This window comes from Pseudomonas cimarronensis (assembly GCF_049331905.1).
Lineage (GTDB): Bacteria > Pseudomonadota > Gammaproteobacteria > Pseudomonadales > Pseudomonadaceae > Aquipseudomonas.
The window spans coordinates 2,179,116-2,198,637 of the sequence record NZ_CP186283.1 but is presented as its reverse complement, the minus strand read 5'-3'; the positions used below and the strand labels follow the sequence as shown (position 1 = coordinate 2,198,637).

Sequence of the window (19,522 nt, the reverse complement as noted above, 5' to 3'; positions counted from 1 at the left end):
CCGCCTAAATTGACTGAAGCCGAGAGCCGCAATGTCGCAACCCTGGAGCCCTGAAAGCTGGAGAGCCAAGCCGATCCAGCAACAACCGCAATACCCGAATACCGCACAACTGGCTCAGGTCGAACAGACCCTGGCCGGTTATCCGCCGCTGGTGTTTGCCGGAGAAGCCCGCGAACTGCGCCGCCAGTTTGCCGAGGTCACCCAGGGTCGCGCGTTTCTCCTGCAGGGTGGCGATTGCGCCGAGAGCTTTGCCGAGTTCAGCGCGGCGAAAATCCGCGACACTTTCAAGGTGCTGCTGCAGATGGCCATCGTCATGACCTTCGCCGCCGGTTGCCCGGTGGTCAAAGTCGGGCGCATGGCCGGGCAGTTCGCCAAGCCGCGCTCGGCCAACGATGAAACCATCGACGGCGTGACCCTGCCCGCCTACCGTGGCGATATCGTCAACGGCATCGGCTTCGACGCCGCCAGCCGCGTGCCGGACCCCGAGCGCCTGCTGCAGGCCTACCACCAGTCCACCGCCTCGCTGAACCTGCTGCGCGCCTTTGCCCAGGGCGGCTTCGCCGACCTGCATCAGGTGCACCAGTGGAACCTCGACTTTATCGCCAACTCGGCACTCGGCGAGAAATACAGCCAGCTGGCCGACCGCATCGACGAAACCCTGGCCTTTATGCGCGCCTGCGGCATGGACGGCGCGGCGCAAGTGCGTGAAACCAGCTTCTTCACTGCCCACGAAGCGCTGCTGCTGAACTACGAACAAGCCTTTGTGCGCAAGGACAGCCTCACCGGCGGCTGGTACGACTGCTCGGCGCACATGTTGTGGATCGGTGATCGCACCCGTCAGCTGGACGGCGCGCATGTCGAGTTCCTGCGCGGTGTCGGCAACCCGATTGGGGTGAAAGTCGGCCCAAGCATGGACAGCGAAGAGCTGATCCGCCTGATCGATATCCTCAACCCGGACAACGATCCCGGCCGCCTCAACCTGATCGTGCGCATGGGCGCAGACAAAGTCGAAGCCGGCCTGCCGCGCCTGATCCAGACCGTGCAGCGTGAAGGCCGTCAGGTGCTGTGGAGCAGTGACCCGATGCACGGCAACACCATCAAGGCGTCCAGCGGCTACAAGACCCGCGACTTTGCGCAGATTCTGGCCGAAGTGAAGCAGTTCTTCGCTGTGCACCAGGCCGAGGGCAGCTACGCCGGCGGTATCCATATCGAGATGACCGGGCAGAACGTCACCGAGTGCATCGGCGGCGCGCGACCGATCACCGAGGACGGCCTGTCGGATCGCTACCACACCCACTGCGACCCACGGATGAACGCCGACCAGTCGCTGGAGCTGGCCTTCCTGATCGCCGAAACCCTCAAGCAGGTGCGCCGCTAACGGCAGTTGCTCGCCCCGCTGCTACGCCGCACAAGGCGCAGCAGCGGGATTCATTCAGGCAATCAGGCGTTCACGCAAACGCCCGAGCATGCCCAGTAAACTGCCGACCTTCTCCCGATCACGTTCTTCACGCGGCGGCTGCGCCAGGCGGGTGACCACCTGCGCCGGCTGCGCGCGCCACAGTTGCGCCTGCTCGGCGGCGGCCTGCAGGCCCTTGTCGAACAGCCCGCGCCGGATCGGCTTGGGCAGATAACGGAAAATCTGCGCCTCGTTGATCAATTTGAGCAGCGCCTGGGTATCGCAGAACGGCGTCACCACCAGGCTGAGCAGGCGTGGATGGGCCTGGGCCAGGCTTTTCAACAAGGGGGCAGTGTCTTCCCCAGCCACTTGCAGGTCACTGACCAACAGATCAATCGGCTGGCTGTTAAGCAGCATCACGGCGTCGCTCAGCGAAGCCGCACGCAGCAGGCGATGACCGCCGGCCACACAGAACTCGGCCACCACGTCCAGGGTCGACGCATCCTCATCCAGGAGCAGCACATTGAGCGCTGCCGGCGGTACGGCTGCAGACGCTTTCGGTGCCTGCAACTGCCGCTCAGCAATCTGCGCGGCCTGGCGCAGGGTGAAAGCCATTTCCTGCTGATCCCAGGGTTTGGTCAGGTAACGGAAGATGCCACCACTGTTGAGCGCCTCCACGGCTGCATCCAGGTCCGAGTAGCCGGTCAGCAGAATGCGCAGGGTATCGGGAGCAATCTCACGTGCCTGGGCCAGCAGTTCGGCGCCGCTCATTTGCGGCATGCGCTGGTCACTGACGATTATTTGCACACGCTCGCTTCTCAGCCGTTCCAGGGCGCGACGCGGGTCGCTCTCAGTCAGCACCTCATACTCCCGGCGAAACTGCAGGGCCAGGCTGCGCAGAATGCGCTCTTCGTCGTCGACAAACAGAATACGAATCGGCTCGCTCATGTCAGGCACTCCGCTGTAAGGGCAGCGCCTGCGGGCGCGGCAGTCGAATCAAGAAACGGGTGCCGCGCCCGGGTTCGGACGCTGCACGGATTTGGCCACCGTGGTCCTGAATGATTTTGTAGCTGATCGACAGCCCCAGCCCGGTGCCCTGGCCCACCGGTTTGGTGGTAAAGAACGGATCGAAGATGCGCGCCAACACTTCAGGCGGCATGCCACGCCCGGAATCCTGCACGGAAATGCATACGGCACTGTCGTCGGCCCAGGTTTTCACCAGAATCTGACCGAAGCCGTCGATGGCCTGGGCGGTGTTGTTGAGCAGGTTGAGCAGCACCTGGTTGATCTGCGACGGCGCGCAGGGAATGCGCGGCAACTCGCCGAGCTGCAAGATGGTTTCGGCCTTGTCCTTGATACCGTTGCGGGCAATCACCAGGGCGCTGCGGATGCACTCATTGAGGTCGACCTCCTCGCTCATGGCGCGATCCAGGCGGGCGAAGTCCTTCAGCCCCACCACCAGCTCGGCAATCTGCTCCAGGCCATACAGGGTGTCGCTGAACAGCTGGGTAAAGTCCTCCAGCAACAGTTCCGGAGCAGCCTTGCTGCGGGCTTCGGCAGCAACCTCCAGGGCCATGGCCAGGCGAGCCTCATCACAGGTCGGATCGTTCAGGCAATCGCCCAGCGCAGCCTGCGCCTCGGCCAGTTCAAACAGCGGCGCACTCAGTTCGCGCAGCAGCTGCACATTGTTTTTCACATAACCCAGCGGGGTGTTCAGCTCGTGGGCGACGCCGGCGACCATCTGCCCAAGCGACGCCATCTTCTCTGACTGCACCAGCTGGGTCTGCGATTCCTTGAGCTCCACCAGCGCCTTGCGCAGCACCAGATTACGCTGGGCGATGCGCGCCTCCATGGCCTTGGGCAGATCGAGCACGGTGCCCAGGCCGCGATACAGGCCCTGGGCGTCGACCAGGATAAAGTCCTCGGTGATCGGGTATTGCAGCTGCCCGGTGATCTGCTTGGCGGCGTCCTCCAGGCTGGTGTCGAGGCTGACTACCAGCGGTGCCGCATTCATTACCTCTTGCACCGCATGACGGCCGCGCAAATCGCGACCGAAGCGCTGCATAAAGATGTCCTGCAAGGTGCTGCGGCTGACCAGGCCCAGCGGCCGACCGGCGCTATCGACAATCGGCAGCGAGAGAAACGCTTTGAGCTCCGGTGTCAGCAGACGATCCGCCACATCGGCGATGCTCATGTCTGCAGCCAACGGCGTAACCGGTTTGAGCAAGCGCGTAAGCGCGCTGGCAGTGGTCATGGGCAGACTCCCTATGCGTTGGAAAGCCGCCATTCAACCAGCGCCAAGTTGCTGCCATGTGACAGTCATCACAGTCATTTACCCCGCAGTAGAGCGCCGCGTGCCCCACGGCGGTACGCTGTTGCCGTTTAATTGCCGGCCGCCGCACGCTATGGTGGCAACTCAACCCTGCAAGGATGGTGTTATGACCTGGTATATCTGGCTGCTGATGCTTCTGGTGCTGGGCTCCATGATTGGCGGCCTGATGGTGCTGCTGCGCACTGCAAAACCGCTGCCGCTGAGCGAAGAACAACTGGCCAAGATCCGCCAGCGCCAGCTGGAACAAGAAGCCAAGGACGCCAGCGAACGCTAAGCCCTCGCCCAACAAGGACGTGCCATGCCGTTGCATCTGCGCTTGCTGCTGCCAATTCTGTGCCTGGGTACAGGGCTGGCATTGGGTTATATCCAGCCTATAGGTCTCACGGCCGGCGTACTGTTGATAACCCTGCTGCTGTTTACCGAACAACGCCTGCCCGCCGGGTTATGGACGCTGCTCAGCGTGCTGGCCTGCACCGCCCTGGCAGCGCACGCCGTGCCAGGTTTCACTGCCACCACCCTGTGGCCAGCGCGCCAGTTCAGCGACGATGCCCCAGCCTACGCGCTGCGCCTGTCGTGGGACAAGCTGCTGGTCGGGGTAACCCTGCTGGCCTGGTGGCTGGGGCAGCCCGCTGCAAACAGGCCACTGACCTACCGTGTCTGGCTGACAGCCGCACTCACCCTGCTGGCCGTGCCGGTATTGGCAATGGGCGTTGGGTTGGTAGGCTGGCAGCCGAAATGGCCCAACGAATTGTGGCTGTGGTTGGCGGTCAATCTGGGCGTGGCCGTGCTGGCCGAAGAGTTGCTGTTTCGCGTAGTACTGCAGCGCTACTTGGTCAGCAGGCTGGGAGCCTGGCTCGGGATTGGCCTGACAACGCTACTGTTCGCTGCCGTGCATATCCCGTTCAGCCCACTGTTTGCCGTGATTGCCGGGGTCGCGGGTCTGGGTTACGGGCTGATTTTCCACTTCAGCGGGCGCATCAGCCTGGCCATTGCCCTGCACGGAGCAGTCAATCTGTTGCACCTACTGCTTTTAAGCTACCCCTTGCGCCTGGAATAACGGCAACCTGGTAGCGGGTAAAAATCTGCGCCAGCTGACCACTTTCCCGCAGCCCCTCAAGAATCGCTGAGAACTGTTCAGGGCTGATAGGCGCCCCAGGGCGCATGATCACGTGATGGCGATAACGCTGGTCGGCCCGCTCGGAAATCAGCAACTGCCCGGCAAACTGGCGATTGCGCTCAAGGAACTCACCAATATAGGAACGCGTCACCAGCGCAATTTCCGCGCGCTGATGCAGCACCATCAGCAGATTGCTCTCATGGGAATGGCTTAGCGAAGCATTGAAGGTTTTGCTCAGATAGCCCGGCTCGGCATTGAACTGGGCAAAGGCATAGTGATAACCGTGGTAGAGCGCCAGGCGCTTATCGGTGAGGCTATCGAAGTAGCGCTGGTCGCGCCCCGGTTCAGCCCGCGCGACAAATACTTCGGAGTCCTCCAGGCCCATATCCAGGGCCTCGTGCGGTACATCCCGCCAACCCCAGCCGGGATTTTCGAAAATCGCCAAGTCGATGCGTTGTTGTTCGAGGTCGCGAAAGCGTCGCTTGATCGACGTAGGCACCATGACAAAGCTGAATTGGCTCTGCGCCTGATTCAGGGCCGTCAACAACTCAGCCAGTAACCCGCGGGGCTGATTCTGCTCAGCCTTGAATACATAAGGAGGAAAATACACCGCCGCCACACGCACTTCCTGCGCGGCAATTGCCGACTGCGCCAGCACTAATGCCAGCGCCGCGCTACATATCCTGAACCCTCGCCCCAAAAGCCCCATACGACGCCAACGTCCTTATTTTTTGTTGTTTGCAGCCTACTCCAGGCGAACCTGACCGAACAGAGCATTTTCAGTCATTTAGGGTACGGAAACTTCCCGCAAGTGGTATCGGCCCAGCAACTGTTCCAATTGTTTATCGCGATTGAGTTGTTTAAGCAGGCCCGCGAAGGCTTGCGGCGAAATAGCTGACTGTGGTCGTAACAGCGCTTGATGCTGGTAAACCTGATCGACCCGCTGAGACACCAGCAGCGCCCTGCTTTGCTCAGGGTAGCGCTGCTGATAAGCGCGCAGGTATGAACGCGTCACCACCGCCACATCGGCACGGCCACGCAGCAGCATGATCAGGTTGCTGTCATGGGAATAGGTCAACACCGCATTGTATTGCTGGGTGAGTACCTGCTTGTCCGAATTGAAATCGGCAAAACCGTAGTGATAACCGCTGTACAAGGCCATGCGCTTGCCACTCAGGTCATCGAAATAATGTTGGTCACGACCCGGTTGCAGGCGGGCGACATAGACTTCGGCGTCTTCGATATGCAGGTCCAACGCGGTATGGGCGATGCCTTGCCAGCCCCATCCAGGTGACTCGAACAGGATCAGATCAAAGCGGCCGCTCTGCAGATCACGGTAACGGCGCATGGTCGAAGTCGCGACCAGCGTAAAGCGATAGTCGCTCTGTAACTGGTTAAGCGCCTGCAGCAACTCCGGCAACAGACCACCCACGTGGTCACCTTCCGGTTTCACCACATACGGCGGGAAATGGTAGGCCCCCACCCGCACGTCAACGGCCGCCTGGGTCGTACAGGCCAGCGCCAGCGTAAACAGGAAAAGCAGCCCCTTGAACAGCTTGGGCAAACGACAGACCTCAGCGGACTTGGTACAGCAACAGGACGCCCTGACAGCATTAATAATTACTTGACGCCAAAATACTATCAAAACGCCATGTTAAGCGTAGCTCAATTTGCTCAAGCGTCTTTGATCACCAACGACAGCGCCTCTTCGGCCAGCTGATCGAGGCTCATCGGCCCTTCCGGGCGAAACCAGGTGGTGGTCCAGCTCAGCGCGCCGGTCAGCAGGCGACGCAGGATAAAGGGGTCTGCCTTGAAATAACCGGCGTCTCTGGCCTCACCCAGCACTTGCAGCCAAAGCTGCTCATAGTTGTCACGCAGCTCCAGAATAAATGCCTGACCCTGCTCCGACAGCGAACGCCACTCATACACCAGCACGGCCATGGCCTCACCGGTGCCACCCATGATCGATTGCAGCTCGCAGCGGATCAGCGCCAGCACCCGGCCACGCAAATCGGTCGCCTCGGCCAGGGAGGCCTGCATCAGCGCGGTGTTGTAGCGAATGGTTTCCTCCATCACCGAACGCAGGATCTCGTCCTTGCTCTTGAAGTGATGAAAGATGCTGCCGGACTGAATGCCCACGGCACTGGCCAGATCACGCACCGTGGTGCGCTCGTAGCCCTTGCTGCGGAAAAGATGCGCTGCAGTTTGCAGCAATTTGCCGCGCGCGCTGTCCGGATCGGTGATCTGCCCACTGGCCACCAGGTCCCGCATCACCGCCTGCGCTTGTTGATCATCCACGCTAAATGCTCTCCAGCTTTTCTTGCCTTGCGCTCAACGCCCTGCGCGTTGCTGCCCAAGTGCTTGTCGTTATTAGTGAAATTTATGCTGCGCCAGCCACCCAAGCAAGCGCTTGGCCACACTTTCGGTTAGAAAGATTCGCCGCGGGGCTTTTCAACCAAGCGCTTGCTTGGTAGCCTTCAAATCACCTTATTCATGTGTTGCGGACCTCTTCCAATGACTAAAACCGTACGCATCGGCTGCGCTTCCGCCTTCTGGGGCGATACCAGCACCGCCGCCGCCCAGCTGGTAAAGGGCACCGAACTGGATTACCTGGTGTTCGACTACCTGGCCGAAGTCACCATGTCGATCATGGCCGGGGCGCGGATGAAGAAGCCGGATGAAGGCTACGCCCGTGACTTCGTCGAAGTGCTGACGCCGCTGCTGGGCGAGATCGCCGCGAAAAAAATCCGCGTAATCAGCAACGCCGGCGGGGTCAACCCCAGCGCCTGCGCCGCCGCTTTGGCCGCTGCCTGCGAACAAGCCGGGGTCAATCTGAAGATTGCCGTGCTGCATGGCGACAACCTGCAACCCAAACTGGGTGAACTGGCCAAGGCTGGCACCGTAGAAATGTTTAGCGGCACACCACTGCCGCCCTTCTGCGTGTCGGTCAACGCCTACCTTGGCGCACCGGGCATCGTCGAAGCCCTGAAGCTCGGTGCGGATATCGTCATCACCGGTCGCGTGGTCGACAGCGCCGTGGTCAGCGCCGCCCTGGTGCATGAGTTCGGCTGGAGCTGGAGCGACTACGACCAGCTGGCTCAGGCCGCATTGGCCGGGCATATCATAGAATGCGGCGCGCAGTGCACCGGCGGCAACTTCACCGACTGGGAAAGCGTGCCGGACTACGAACATATCGGCTTCCCGGTGGTGGAAGTGGAGGCCGATGGCAGCTTTGTCGTGACCAAGCCGGAAGGTTCCGGCGGCTTGGTCACGCCTTTTACCGTGGGCGAGCAGATGCTCTATGAAATCGGCGATCCACGGGCCTATTACCTGCCCGATGTGCTTTGCGACTTCACCCAGGTGCAACTGAGCCAGGTCGGCGACAACCGCGTGGAGCTGAAAGGCGCGCGCGGCCTGCTGCCGACTGATCAATACAAGGTCAGCGCCACCTACCCGGACGGTTTCCGCTGCACCGCCAGCTGCCTGATGGCCGGCCTTGATGCGGTGAAGAAAGCCCAGCGCGTCAGCCAGGCGATCATCCGCAAGACCGAGGAAATGTTCGCCGAACGCGGTTGGGGGCCTTACAAGGAAGTCAGCATCGAACTGCTCGGCTCCGAAGCCACCTATGGCCCGCGTGGCCAGCGCAGCGACAGCCGCGAGATCGTGATCAAGATCGCCGTGCGCCATGCGAAGAAAGAAGCCTTGATTTTGTTCTCCCGCGAGATCGCCCAGGCCGCCACCGGTATGGCACCGGGCCTGACCGGCATCGTCGGCGGCCGCCCTACGGTTTACCCGGTAATCCGCCTTTTCAGCTTTCTTGCCGACAAGTCTGCCTGCCAGTTGCAGGTGGAAATCGACGGCGAACGCACATCGGTCGCGCTGCCGCAGATCACCGTGCTGGACAGCGCACAGATCGCCACCGATATCGCCGCCCCGCTGTCGAGCGGCCAAGCCGACACGGCAGTGCCGCTGATCAAGCTGGCCGTGGCGCGCTCCGGCGACAAGGGCAACCACAGCAATATTGGTGTGATGGCCAGAAAGCCCGAGTACTTGGCCTGGATCGCCGCTGCGCTGAACGAGGGTGCCGTGGCCGAATGGATGCAGCACACGCTCGATCCGCAAACCGGCAAGGTCAGCCGCTGGTATCTGCCGGGCAGCCATAGCCTGAATTTTTTGCTGGAAAACGCCCTCGGCGGCGGCGGCGTCGCCTCCCTGCGCATCGACCCGCAAGGCAAGGCTTTCGCCCAACAGTTGCTGGAATTCCCGATACCGGTGCCCAAGGCGCTGGCCGCTAGCCTCGAACAAGGACAATAACAATGCGCTACGACTCGGTGTTTAAACCCGGCCTGTTTAACGGCCAGACCATCATGGTCACCGGCGGCGGCAGCGGCATCGGCCGTTGCACCGCCCACGAGCTGGCCAACTTGGGTGCCCACGTGGTGCTGGTTGGACGCAAGCTGGAAAAGCTCGAAGCCACCTGCGGCGAAATCATTGAAGACGGCGGCAGCGCCAGCTTCCAGGTCTGCGATATCCGTGATGAAGAGGCCGTCAAGGCCATGGTGAAAACCGTGGTCGCCGAGCGTGGGCAGATTCATCACCTGGTCAATAACGCCGGCGGCCAGTTCCCCGCGCCGCTGATCGGCATCAACCAGAAAGGCTTCGAGACCGTGGTGCGCACCAACCTGGTCGGCGGTTTTCTGATTGCCAAGGAAGTCTTCTTGCAAAGCATGAGCAAGCATGGCGGCAGCATCGTCAACATGCTCGCCGATATGTGGGGCGGCATGCCGGGCATGGGTCACTCAGGTGCGGCGCGCGCCGGTATGGAAAATTTCACCAAGACCGCTGCCTACGAATGGGGCCACGCCGGTGTGCGGGTCAACGCCGTGGCACCGGGCTGGATCGCCTCCAGCGGCATGGACACCTACCCCGAGTCGATGAAAAACATGATCCGCAACCTCAAGGATCACGTGCCGCTACAACGCATCGGCAGCGAGTCGGAAGTGGCCGCCGCCATCGTCTTTTTGCTTACCCCTGGAGCCAACTTTATCAGCGGCAACACCATCCGCATTGACGGCGCCGCCAGCCAGGGCACCCGTGCCTGGAGCCTGGGCAAGGCGAAAAACAGCGAGACCTATAACGGCTTCCACCGGGCGTATATGCCAGATGTGTTCAAGGGCGAGGAGTAACGCCATGCCGGTTATCCAATCCGAAATCGATGTGCATGGCGAGGAGTTCGCCAAAAACCGCGAGGCCATGCTCGCGGCCGTGGCCAGCTTTCGCCAGATCGAACAGAACTGCCTGAACAAGGCTGCCGAAGCCAAAGCCAAATTCGAAAAACGCGGCCAGTTGCTGCCGCGTGAACGCCTGAATCTGTTGCTCGACCCCGGCGCGCCGTTTCTCGAACTGTCGTCGCTGGCCGGCTACAAGCTGCACGATGACAAAGACGGCACCCAGGCCGGCGGCGGGATTATTTCCGGTATCGGCTATATCGCCGGGGTGCGCTGCCTGGTCACCGCCAGCAACAGCGCGATCAAGGGTGGCACCATCTCCCCCACCGGCTTGAAGAAAACCCTGCGCCTGCAGCAGATCGCCTTCGAGAACAAACTGCCAGTGGTGGCCCTGACCGAAAGCGGCGGCGCCAACCTCAACTACGCCGCCGATATCTTTGTCGAAGGCGCACGCGGCTTTGCCAACCAGGCGCGCATGTCGGCCCTGGGTTTGCCGCAAATCACCGTGGTACACGGTTCCAGCACCGCTGGCGGCGCTTACCAGCCAGGGCTGTCGGATTATGTGGTGGTGGTACGCGGCAAGGCCAAGATGTTCCTCGCCGGCCCGCCGCTGCTGAAAGCCGCTACCGGCGAAATCGCCACTGATGAGCAACTGGGCGGCGCCGAGATGCACGCCCAGGTCGCTGGCACCGCCGAGTACCTCGCGGAAAATGACGCCGACGGCGTGCGCATCGCCCGTGAAATCCTCGCCATGCTGCCGTGGAATGCCCAACTGCCGGCACGTCCGGCCAAGGTCTACAGCGAGCCGCTGTACCCGGCTGAAGAACTGCTCGGCCTGGTGCCGGCAGATGCCAAGAAGCCCTACGACGTGCGCGAAATCATCGCCCGCATCGCCGACGGCTCGGCCTTTCTCGATTTCAAGAACGAGTTCGACAACCAGACGGTCTGCGGCCACTTGCAGATCGAAGGCCAGCCTTGCGGCTTTATCGGCAACAACGGCCCAATCACCCCGCAAGGCGCGGCCAAGGCGGCGCAATTTATCCAGCTGTGCGAACAGAGCAACACGCCGATCCTGTTCTTCCACAACACCACCGGTTTTATGGTCGGCACCGAGTCGGAACAGCTCGGCGTGATCAAGCACGGCTCGAAGATGATCCAGGCGGTGGCCAACGCCACCGTGCCGAAACTGACCATCGTCGTCGGCGGCTCCTACGGCGCCGGCAACTACGCCATGTGCGGTCGTGGCCTCGATCCGCGCTTTATCTTCGCCTGGCCCAACAGCAAAACCGCCGTGATGGGCGGCGCCCAGGCTGGCAAGGTGCTGCGCATCGTCACCGAGGAGAAGCACCTGAAGGAAGGTAAGGAAGCCGATCCGAAGATGCTCGACATGCTGGAAACCGTCACCGCGCAAAAACTCGACAGCCAGTCCACCGCGCTCTACGGCACTGCCAGCCTGTGGGACGACGGCCTGATCGACCCACGCGATACACGCAAGCTGCTCGGCTATCTGCTGGATATCTGTGCCGAAGCCGCTGTTCGTCCGCTTAAAACCACCACTTTCGGCGTAGCCCGCCTGTAACCCTTCGGAGAATAAAAAATGATCTTTACCCAAGAACACGAAGAGCTGCGCCGCACGGTCCGTAACTTTGTCGACAAGGAAATCAACCCGCACGTCGAGCAGTGGGAAAAAGACGGCCGCTTCCCGATCCACGATATTTTCAAGAAAGCCGGCGACCTCGGCCTGCTGGGCATCTCCAAGCCGGAGAAATTCGGCGGCATGGGCTTGGACTACAGCTACTCGATCGTCGCTGCCGAGGAGTTCGGCACCATCATCTGCGGCGGCATCCCGATGTCCATCGGCGTGCAGACCGATATGTGCACCCCGGCGCTGGCGCGCTTTGGCTCCGATGAACTGCGCGAAGAGTTCCTCAAACCGGCAATCACTGGCGAGATGGTCGGCTGTATCGGCGTCTCCGAAGTGGGTGCCGGCTCCGACGTAGCCGGGCTGAAAACCACCGCCAAGAAAGACGGCAGTGACTACGTGATCAACGGCAGCAAGATGTGGATCACCAACTCCCCGTCCGCTGACTTTATCTGCCTGCTGGCCAATACCTCGGACGACAAGCCGCATGTCAACAAGTCGCTGATCATGGTGCCGATGAACACCCCGGGCATTTCGGTCAGCCCGCACCTGGACAAACTCGGCATGCGCAGCTCGGAGACCGCTCAGGTGTTCTTCGACAACGTGCGCGTGCCGCAGCGCTACCGCATCGGCCACGAAGGCGCCGGTTTTATGATGCAGATGCTGCAGTTCCAGGAAGAACGCCTGTTCGGTGCGGCCAACATGATCAAGGGCCTGGAGCACTGCATCAACGCCACCATCGACTACTGCAAGGAGCGCAAAACCTTCGGCAACGCGCTGATCGACAACCAGGTGATCCACTTCCGCATGGCCGAGTTGCAGACTGAAGTCGAGTGCCTGCGCGCCTTGGTCTACCAGGCTACCGAGCAGTACGTACGCGGCCGCGACGTGACCAATCTGGCCTCGATGGCCAAGCTCAAGGCCGGCCGCCTGGGCCGTGAAGTCACCGACAGCTGCCTGCAGTACTGGGGCGGTATGGGTTACATGTGGGAAAACCCGGTGGCCCGCGCCTACCGCGACGTGCGCCTGGTGAGCATTGGCGGCGGTGCCGACGAAATCATGCTGGGCATTATCTGCAAGCTGATGGGCATTCTGCCGGGAAAAAAGAAGGGCTAGAGCTATTACCTGTAGGAGCCAGCTTGCTGGCGATACGCGCGCCTAAGATCGCCAGCAAGCTGGCTCCTACACAAGCGCGCTGCGGCAAACACCGAGGAAGACCTGATGCCCGAATTACCCGATTGCGAAACCCTGCTGCTGAACCTCGACGCCGGTGTGCTGCACATCACCCTTAACCGTCCGGACAGCCGCAATGCCATGAGCCTGGCCATGGTCAATGAGCTGCGCGGCGTACTGGAAAGTCTGCGTAATGATCTGAACGTACGCGCCATTGTGCTGCGCGGCGCCAGTGGGCACTTCTGCGCCGGTGGCGATATCAAGGACATGGCCGGCGCGCGTGCGGCCGGTGGCGACGCCTACCGCAGCCTTAACCGCGCCTTCGGCAGCCTGCTGGAAGAAGCGCAGAACACGCCACAGGTGCTGATTGCCGTGCTGGAAGGCGCGGTGCTGGGCGGCGGCTTCGGTCTGGCCTGCGTCTCGGACATCGCCCTCTGCCAGCAGGATGCCAAGTTCGGCCTGCCGGAAACCACCCTGGGGATTCTCCCCGCGCAGATCGCGCCCTTTGTGGTCAAGCGTATCGGCCTGACCCAGACCCGCCGCCTGGCCCTCACTGCCGCGCGCTTTAATGGCAGTGAAGCCGAGCGGCTGGGCCTGGTGCACTTCAGCGAAGCCGATAGCGAAGCCGTCGACGCCCGCCTGCACCAGATACTGAGTCAAGTACGCCAATGCGCGCCGCAGGCCAATGCCCAGACCAAGGCGCTGCTGCTGGCCGCCGAGCAAGAAGCCCTCGGCCCACTGCTGGACCGCGCCGCCGAGCAGTTTGCTGCAGCGGTAACCGGCGCCGAAGGCATCGAAGGCACCATGGCGTTTGTACAGAAACGCGCGCCCAAGTGGGCTTCTGAATAAAACCGTGGGAGGGGCTTTAGCCGCGACTGCTATCGATGTCTCGCGGCTAAAGCAGATCGCCGCCCGGCCTCTCCCACACAAATTGATCGCAAATCGCCACCCGGATGCAATTCGGATCGACCAGCAGGAGCACACAGATGCCCGCATTCAACAAAATTCTGATCGCCAACCGCGGGGAAATCGCCTGCCGGGTAATGCGCACCGCCCAGGACCTCGGCTACCGTACCGTGGCTGTCTACTCCGAGGCTGACGCCGGCGCCCGCCATGTGCATCTGGCCGACGAGGCCGTGTGCATCGGCCCGGCGCAGGTCAATCAGTCCTACCTGGTGATCGACAACATCATCCAGGCCGCGCAGAAAACCGGTGCCGACGCGATCCACCCGGGCTACGGCTTTCTCTCCGAGAACGCCGACTTCGCCCGCGCCTGTGAGGCCGCCGGCATCGTCTTTATCGGCCCGACCGTGGAAGCCATCCACCTGATGGGCAGCAAGCGCCTGTCGAAGATCGCCATGCTCGAAGCCGGCGTACCGTGCATTCCCGGCTACGAAGGTGCAGCGCAGGATGACGAGACCCTGAGCAGCGAGGCCGAGCGCATTGGCTACCCGCTGATGATCAAGGCCAGCGCCGGTGGTGGTGGCCGTGGCATGCGCCTGGTACATGAATCCTGCGAGCTGCTGGCGCAAATCCGTACCGCGCGCTCCGAAGCGCAAAACGCCTTCGGCTCCGGCGAACTGATTCTCGAACGGGCAGTGATCCAACCCCGGCATGTGGAAATCCAGGTGTTCGGCGATCAATACGGCAATATTGTTTATCTCGGTGAGCGCGACTGCTCGGTGCAGCGCCGCCACCAGAAGGTGGTCGAGGAAGCGCCCTGCCCGGTGATGACGCCTGAGCTGCGCCAGGCCATGGGCGAGGCGGCGGTAAAGGCGGCGGCATCAGTGAACTACGTCGGCGCTGGCACCGTGGAGTTTCTGCTGGATCAGAGCGGCGAATTCTTCTTTCTGGAAATGAACACCCGCCTGCAGGTCGAACACCCGGTGACCGAACTGATCACTGGTCAGGACCTGGTGGCCTGGCAGATTCGCGTGGCAGAAGGCCAGCCGCTACCGCTCAGGCAGGACGAGATAACCTTAACCGGCCACGCCATGGAAGTGCGCCTGTACGCTGAAGACGCGGCGCATAACTTCCTGCCGCAAACCGGCACCGCCCTGCGTTGGGAGCCCGCACTGCGCGATGGCGTGCGCATCGACCATGGCCTGGTCGAAGGCCAGGCCATCACGCCGTTCTATGACCCGATGCTGGCCAAGGTCATCGCCTATGGCGCGACCCGCGAGGAAGCGCGGCGCAAGCTGGTGCGTGCGGTTGAGGATTGCGTGCTGCTGGGCGTCAACGGCAACCAGCGCTTTCTCGCCAACCTGCTCAGCCACCCCGAATTTGCCGCTGGCAATGCCACCACAGCCTTTATCGCCGAGCATTTCGCCGATGACCCGAGCCTGAGCCCGCAGCCACCCAAAGCGACTGAATTGGCCGCCGCAGCCGCCCTGCTGTTTCAGCAGTCGGCCAATGCCCGCGCTCATCAGGGCGGTCTGGCCGGTTGGCGCAATGCCGGCAGCGCGCCGTGGCGCTTTCTGCTCAAACAGGGCGAGCAGCAATTTGCCGTGGAACTTGAGGTGCTGGCCGACGGCCCACGGCCCAGCCTGTTGGCCACGATTGGCGAACAGCAGGTCAACCTTAAGCTGCTAGCCAGCGACGGCCGCTGGGCCACCCTGGAGCTGGACGGCATTCGTCAGCGCCTGGCCTATCACCTGGCCGGTGAACAGCTCTGGCTGTTCGGCCATAACGGCAACCTGCAACTCAGCGACATCACTCACCTGCCGGTCAGCAGCGCTGCCGGGGCCGGCTCGGGCAGCGTCAAGGCACCGATGGATGGGGCGATTGTCGAGGTATTGGTCGAGGAAGGCAGCCAGGTCAGCAAAGGCCAACTGCTGGTGGTGTTGGAAGCGATGAAGATGGAACACCCGCTCAAGGCCAGCATCGATGGCGTGGTGCGCCGCATCGGCATCAGCCGTGGCGATCAGGTGAAGAACCGTCAGCTGTTGGTGGAAATAGAAGCCAGCGAAAGTTGATTGCATCCCGTGGGAGGGGCTTTAGCCGCGACGGTTTGAACGCATGTCGCGGCTAAAGCCCCTCCCACCACTCCATAAAAAACTATAACAAGTCACGGAGCACGCCTATGTCACTGCAAGGCAAAACCCTGTTTATCACCGGTGCCAGCCGTGGCATCGGCCGCGAGATCGCCCTACGCGCTGCACGCGACGGTGCCAATATCGTCATCGCGGCGAAAAGCGCCGAGCCTCATGCCAAGCTGCCGGGCACCATTCACTCGGTAGCTGCAGAGGTTGAGGCTGCAGGCGGCAAGGCCCTGGCCCTGCAGGTCGATGTGCGTGACGAAAGCGCCGTGAAAACTGCCATGGCTCAAGCTGCCGAGCACTTTGGCGGTATCGACGCGCTGATCAACAACGCCGGCGCCATCAAACTGGTGGGCGTAGAGAAACTCGACCCCAAACGCTTCGACCTGATGTTCAAGATCAACACCCGCGCGGTGATGGTTTGCAGCCAGGCGGCGTTGCCCTACCTCAAGGACAGCCGTGGCCATATTCTCAGCCTGTCGCCGCCGCTTAACCTCGACCCCAAGTGGTTCGCCAACTACGGCCCTTACACCACCACCAAATACGGCATGAGCATGCTGACATTGGGCATGCATGAGGAATTCAAGAAATACGGCATCAGCGTCAACTCGCTGTGGCCGAAGACAGTGATCGCCACCGCCGCCATCGAGTTCGAAGCCGGCGGCCCTGCGGTGATGAAGGCCGCACGCCTGCCGGCGATCATGGCCGATGCAGCTCACGCCATCCTCAGTAGCAGCGAGCGCACAATCAGCGGGCGCCTGCTGATCGACGAGGAAATCCTCCGTGAGCAGGGCCAGAGCGACTTCGAGCAATACCGCTATGACCCGGCCGGCAAACTGATGAACGATCTATTTGTCGACTAGCCGCCCTTCCCCTGCCATGTACCGCAATCCAAACGACATGGAGTAGAGAGCCAGCCAAGGCTAGTACCCACGTACAAATTAAATCAGGCACAATGCCGTCACACGCTGTATGCAGGGAGCAACGACATGGCCTTCCCCTGCTATACCGCACACATAAAACGTGTCGTATTGCTCGCCTGGCTCTTGCCTGGCACCTCAGGGGAAACCATGAATCAAGCCTTCCGTATCGTATGGAGCCACGTCCGTAATGCCTTTGTGGTGGTCGATGAACACGCCAGCGCGCGTGGCAAACGCAGTGGCGGTGGGCAAATTCTCGCAGGTGTTGGCCTCAGCTTGCTGGCCACTGGCGCGCAAGCTGTTGTGTTTTCCTGCCCTGGGGCCAGTACAACCATCAGCACTGCAGAAACTGCGCGGTGTAATTTATCCACCAACGGAAGCCTGAGCGTTACCAATAGCGGCAGCATTAACGTAAATGGCGAACCAGCCGTGTTCAGCTTTGATAGCTTTGGCACGATCAACAACACAGGCAGCATCATCAATACAGGCGGCAGCGATTATCTGGATGGCTCCGCCATTCTGCTACGCGCCGGTGAAGGCAATGAAAGCGGCGAAAGCGTAAACAACCTGGCTGGAGCTCTCATTCAGGGCAGCGTCGCGGGCATCACCCTGGATGCATTCCAATACACGTTAGCCGTCGATAACATCAGCAACGCGGGCACCATCACAGGCGGAATCGGTATCTTTGCGACAGGGGATACAACTCTTGGTGAGCTCGAAAACAGTGGTTCCATTAATGGCACAGGTATTAATGGTGTCGGTATTGGCCTTGATCCAGATGCAGTCATCAGTTCAATCAGCAACAGCGGCACCATTAATGGCAGCCTGGCCGGCATAGAGCTTGTGGGCGGGTCGATCGGCACACTCAACAACAGCGGCACCATATCCGGTGCGGAATATGCCATTAAAGATCTGAGCCTAAGCGGTATCTCTGCTCTTAACATAACAGGCACTAACGCACGTCTTGTCGGCGATGTTATGGTTGAAAGCAGCATCTTCACGCTCAAATCAGGTGCAGTTTTTAGCACTGAAAATGCCGTTAGCGTGGATCGTTTCGTCATCGAGAGTGGTGCCACACTCAAGATGGGCGCAGGCACCAGCAGCAGTCTTTCTTTGAGTGAAGGTCTTTCGACATTCAATGGTTTTAGTAACGCAGGCACCCTTAGTCTGGCTGCTGGAGTGACCGGTACCATCTATGGCGACTACACCCAAGCTGCTAGCGGGACGTTACAGATCGGCGTAGCCAGCGACAACTCCTACGGCAAGCTGATGGTCGATGGCAGTGCCACTCTGACGAGCAACGCTAAGATCGCCGTTGATGTCAGCAACCCCGGCTACAGTTTCAGCGCAACGAGCCTGCAGGACGTGCTTAGTGCCACAACCCTCAACAGTGACGGCACCTTCAGCGTCAGCGACAATTCGCAGCTATTCAACTTCGGCGCGGTAAAGGACGGCAATACCGTCGACCTGACTCTAACCAAAGCTGCCAGCGTGCTGGACAGCGTCATCAGCACTGGTAACAACCCAGCACAAGGCGCCGCCCAAGTCCTCGACAATGTGCTGAGCGCAGATCCAAATGGTGAGCTGGCGTCCAATTTCGTCGGCCTGACCAGCGAACAGGAGGTCTCCGACGCTGTCACCTCCACTTTGCCTACCGCCGCCGGCAATGCCAGCAATGCCACCAGCAGTACCCTGGCAGGCATCAACCGCGTGGTTCAGGCACGTCAAGGCGAAAACAGCGGCCTCTCCTCCGGCGATGCGCCGCTGAGCGAAGGCAACTTGTGGATCAAGACCTTCGGCTCCTGGGCCGAACAAGATGAGCGCAGCGGTATCTCTGGCTATGATGCCGACACTCAGGGCCTGGCCATAGGTGCCGATACGGCCGTCAGCGAGACCATCCGCCTCGGCCTGGCCTTCGCCTACGCACAGACGGATCTGGACAACAATTCGCGTGTTGCTCCTCAGGATGCACAGATCGATACCTTCCAGCTGATTGGCTACGGCAGCTATGCCCTAAGCGCTGATACCGAACTGAACTTCCAGCTCGATGCTGGCCAGAATCGCACTGACGGCAAGCGCTATATGCCCTTTGCCGATGCCACTGCAAAGGCCAGCTACGACGGTTACAACGTGCATGCTGGACTCGGCATTGGCCACAACATGCGCCTTTCCGAACAGCTAACCTTCGTGCCTTCCGCGCGCGCCGACTACACCTGGATCAGCACCGACGCCTACCATGAGAAAGGCGCTGGAGCTCTCAATCTGGATGTCGACAGCAACGACAGCGAGGAGCTACTGCTTAGCATTGACGGCAAACTCAACTACAGCCTGAGTGAAGCTACCGTAATAAGCGCCAATATTGGTGCCGGCTACGACGTGATCGACGAAGACAGTGCTATCACCTCCACCTACGCCGGTGCGCCGGGCGCGGCCTTCAGAACGCCGGGTATGGATATGGAACCCTGGCTAGCCCGCGCCGGCCTGGGTCTGACCCATACCCTGGCTGGCGGCACTGAAGTCAGCCTGCGCTACGATGCCGAAGCACGCAGCGACTTCACTAACCAGGGCGCCTCACTCAAGGCGCGTTGGGCGTTCTAAAGGGCTACGTGTGAATGCAAAAGGCCATGACGCATGTCGTGGCCTTTGCGCTTATAAGCCAGGCATACTCAGTTGCCT

The 19,522-nt window shown here is 61.1% G+C and carries 16 protein-coding genes; 11 read left to right on the top strand and 5 right to left on the bottom strand.

Translation table 11 applies throughout. From position 1 onward, the window contains the following. The first annotated feature begins 31 nt into the window (after positions 1–31). Positions 32–1,378 (top strand): class II 3-deoxy-7-phosphoheptulonate synthase, encoded by a 1,347-nt coding sequence (locus ACOCLD_RS10225; RefSeq protein ID WP_422909078.1) that lies wholly within the window; start codon positions 32–34, stop codon positions 1,376–1,378. A 54-nt stretch (positions 1,379–1,432) separates the two neighbouring features. On the opposite strand, the gene ACOCLD_RS10220 is transcribed toward ACOCLD_RS10225, so the two are convergent. Next, positions 1,433–2,344 carry a response regulator gene (locus ACOCLD_RS10220; protein WP_422909077.1) on the bottom strand — a complete coding sequence of 304 codons (912 nt, stop codon included), beginning with the start codon at positions 2,342–2,344 and terminating at the stop codon, positions 1,433–1,435. 1 nt (position 2,345) lies between these two features. Next, positions 2,346–3,650: an ATP-binding protein gene (locus ACOCLD_RS10215; protein ID WP_422909076.1), complete on the bottom strand. Its 1,305-nt coding sequence runs from the start codon at positions 3,648–3,650 to the stop codon at positions 2,346–2,348. Positions 3,651–3,834: 184 nt separating this feature from the next. On the opposite strand from ACOCLD_RS10215, the gene ACOCLD_RS10210 reads away from it, so the two are divergent. Continuing rightward, complete coding sequence (locus ACOCLD_RS10210; protein ID WP_257778230.1) at positions 3,835–4,002, top strand: DUF2897 family protein; 168 nt, start codon at positions 3,835–3,837, stop codon at positions 4,000–4,002. A gap of 24 nt (positions 4,003–4,026) precedes the next feature. After that, positions 4,027–4,785, top strand: coding sequence for a lysostaphin resistance A-like protein (locus tag ACOCLD_RS10205; RefSeq protein ID WP_422909075.1), 759 nt, complete (start codon positions 4,027–4,029; stop codon positions 4,783–4,785). Here ACOCLD_RS10205 and ACOCLD_RS10200 read toward each other — a convergent pair. The 3 genes from ACOCLD_RS10200 to ACOCLD_RS10190 all read right to left on the bottom strand — a co-directional run bounded on the left by ACOCLD_RS10200 (position 4,736) and on the right by ACOCLD_RS10190 (position 7,143). Then, entirely contained in the window at positions 4,736–5,554 is an 819-nt protein-coding gene (locus ACOCLD_RS10200) for a substrate-binding periplasmic protein (protein WP_422909074.1), read from the bottom strand. The two genes, ACOCLD_RS10205 and ACOCLD_RS10200, sit on opposite strands and share 50 nt — an antisense overlap. Positions 5,555–5,632: 78 nt before the next feature. Further along, positions 5,633–6,409 carry a substrate-binding periplasmic protein gene (locus ACOCLD_RS10195; RefSeq protein ID WP_422909073.1) on the bottom strand — a complete coding sequence of 259 codons (777 nt, stop codon included), beginning with the start codon at positions 6,407–6,409 and terminating at the stop codon, positions 5,633–5,635. Positions 6,410–6,519: 110 nt separating this feature from the next. Beyond that, a complete protein-coding gene (locus tag ACOCLD_RS10190) occupies positions 6,520–7,143 on the bottom strand; it encodes a TetR/AcrR family transcriptional regulator (RefSeq protein ID WP_422909072.1) in 624 nt (207 codons plus the stop codon). A 216-nt stretch (positions 7,144–7,359) separates the two neighbouring features. Here ACOCLD_RS10190 and ACOCLD_RS10185 point away from each other — a divergent pair, with 216 nt between their 5' ends. The 8 genes from ACOCLD_RS10185 (at position 7,360) to ACOCLD_RS10150 (ending at position 19,444) form a co-directional block, all read left to right on the top strand. Beyond that, positions 7,360–9,159, top strand: coding sequence for an acyclic terpene utilization AtuA family protein (locus tag ACOCLD_RS10185; RefSeq protein ID WP_422909071.1), 1,800 nt, complete (start codon positions 7,360–7,362; stop codon positions 9,157–9,159). Between the two features lie 2 nt (positions 9,160–9,161). Next, positions 9,162–10,031: an SDR family oxidoreductase gene (locus tag ACOCLD_RS10180; protein WP_422909070.1), complete on the top strand. Its 870-nt coding sequence runs from the start codon at positions 9,162–9,164 to the stop codon at positions 10,029–10,031. A 4-nt stretch (positions 10,032–10,035) separates the two neighbouring features. Then, positions 10,036–11,652 (top strand): geranyl-CoA carboxylase subunit beta, encoded by a 1,617-nt coding sequence (atuC, locus tag ACOCLD_RS10175; protein ID WP_422909069.1) that lies wholly within the window; start codon positions 10,036–10,038, stop codon positions 11,650–11,652. An 18-nt stretch (positions 11,653–11,670) separates the two neighbouring features. Continuing rightward, positions 11,671–12,831 carry a citronellyl-CoA dehydrogenase gene (gene atuD / locus ACOCLD_RS10170; protein WP_257778221.1) on the top strand — a complete coding sequence of 387 codons (1,161 nt, stop codon included), beginning with the start codon at positions 11,671–11,673 and terminating at the stop codon, positions 12,829–12,831. 105 nt (positions 12,832–12,936) lie between these two features. Beyond that, positions 12,937–13,737: an enoyl-CoA hydratase/isomerase family protein gene (locus tag ACOCLD_RS10165; RefSeq protein ID WP_422909068.1), complete on the top strand. Its 801-nt coding sequence runs from the start codon at positions 12,937–12,939 to the stop codon at positions 13,735–13,737. Between the two features lie 137 nt (positions 13,738–13,874). After that, on the top strand, positions 13,875–15,863 hold the full coding sequence (locus ACOCLD_RS10160) for an acetyl/propionyl/methylcrotonyl-CoA carboxylase subunit alpha (RefSeq protein WP_422909067.1): 1,989 nt from the start codon (positions 13,875–13,877) through the stop codon (positions 15,861–15,863). Positions 15,864–15,970: 107 nt separating this feature from the next. Next, positions 15,971–16,789, top strand: a complete 819-nt coding sequence (locus ACOCLD_RS10155) for an SDR family oxidoreductase (RefSeq protein ID WP_422909066.1) — start codon at positions 15,971–15,973, stop codon at positions 16,787–16,789. A gap of 207 nt (positions 16,790–16,996) precedes the next feature. Further along, a complete protein-coding gene (locus ACOCLD_RS10150) occupies positions 16,997–19,444 on the top strand; it encodes an autotransporter outer membrane beta-barrel domain-containing protein (protein ID WP_422909065.1) in 2,448 nt (815 codons plus the stop codon). The last annotated feature ends 78 nt before the right edge of the window (positions 19,445–19,522 follow it).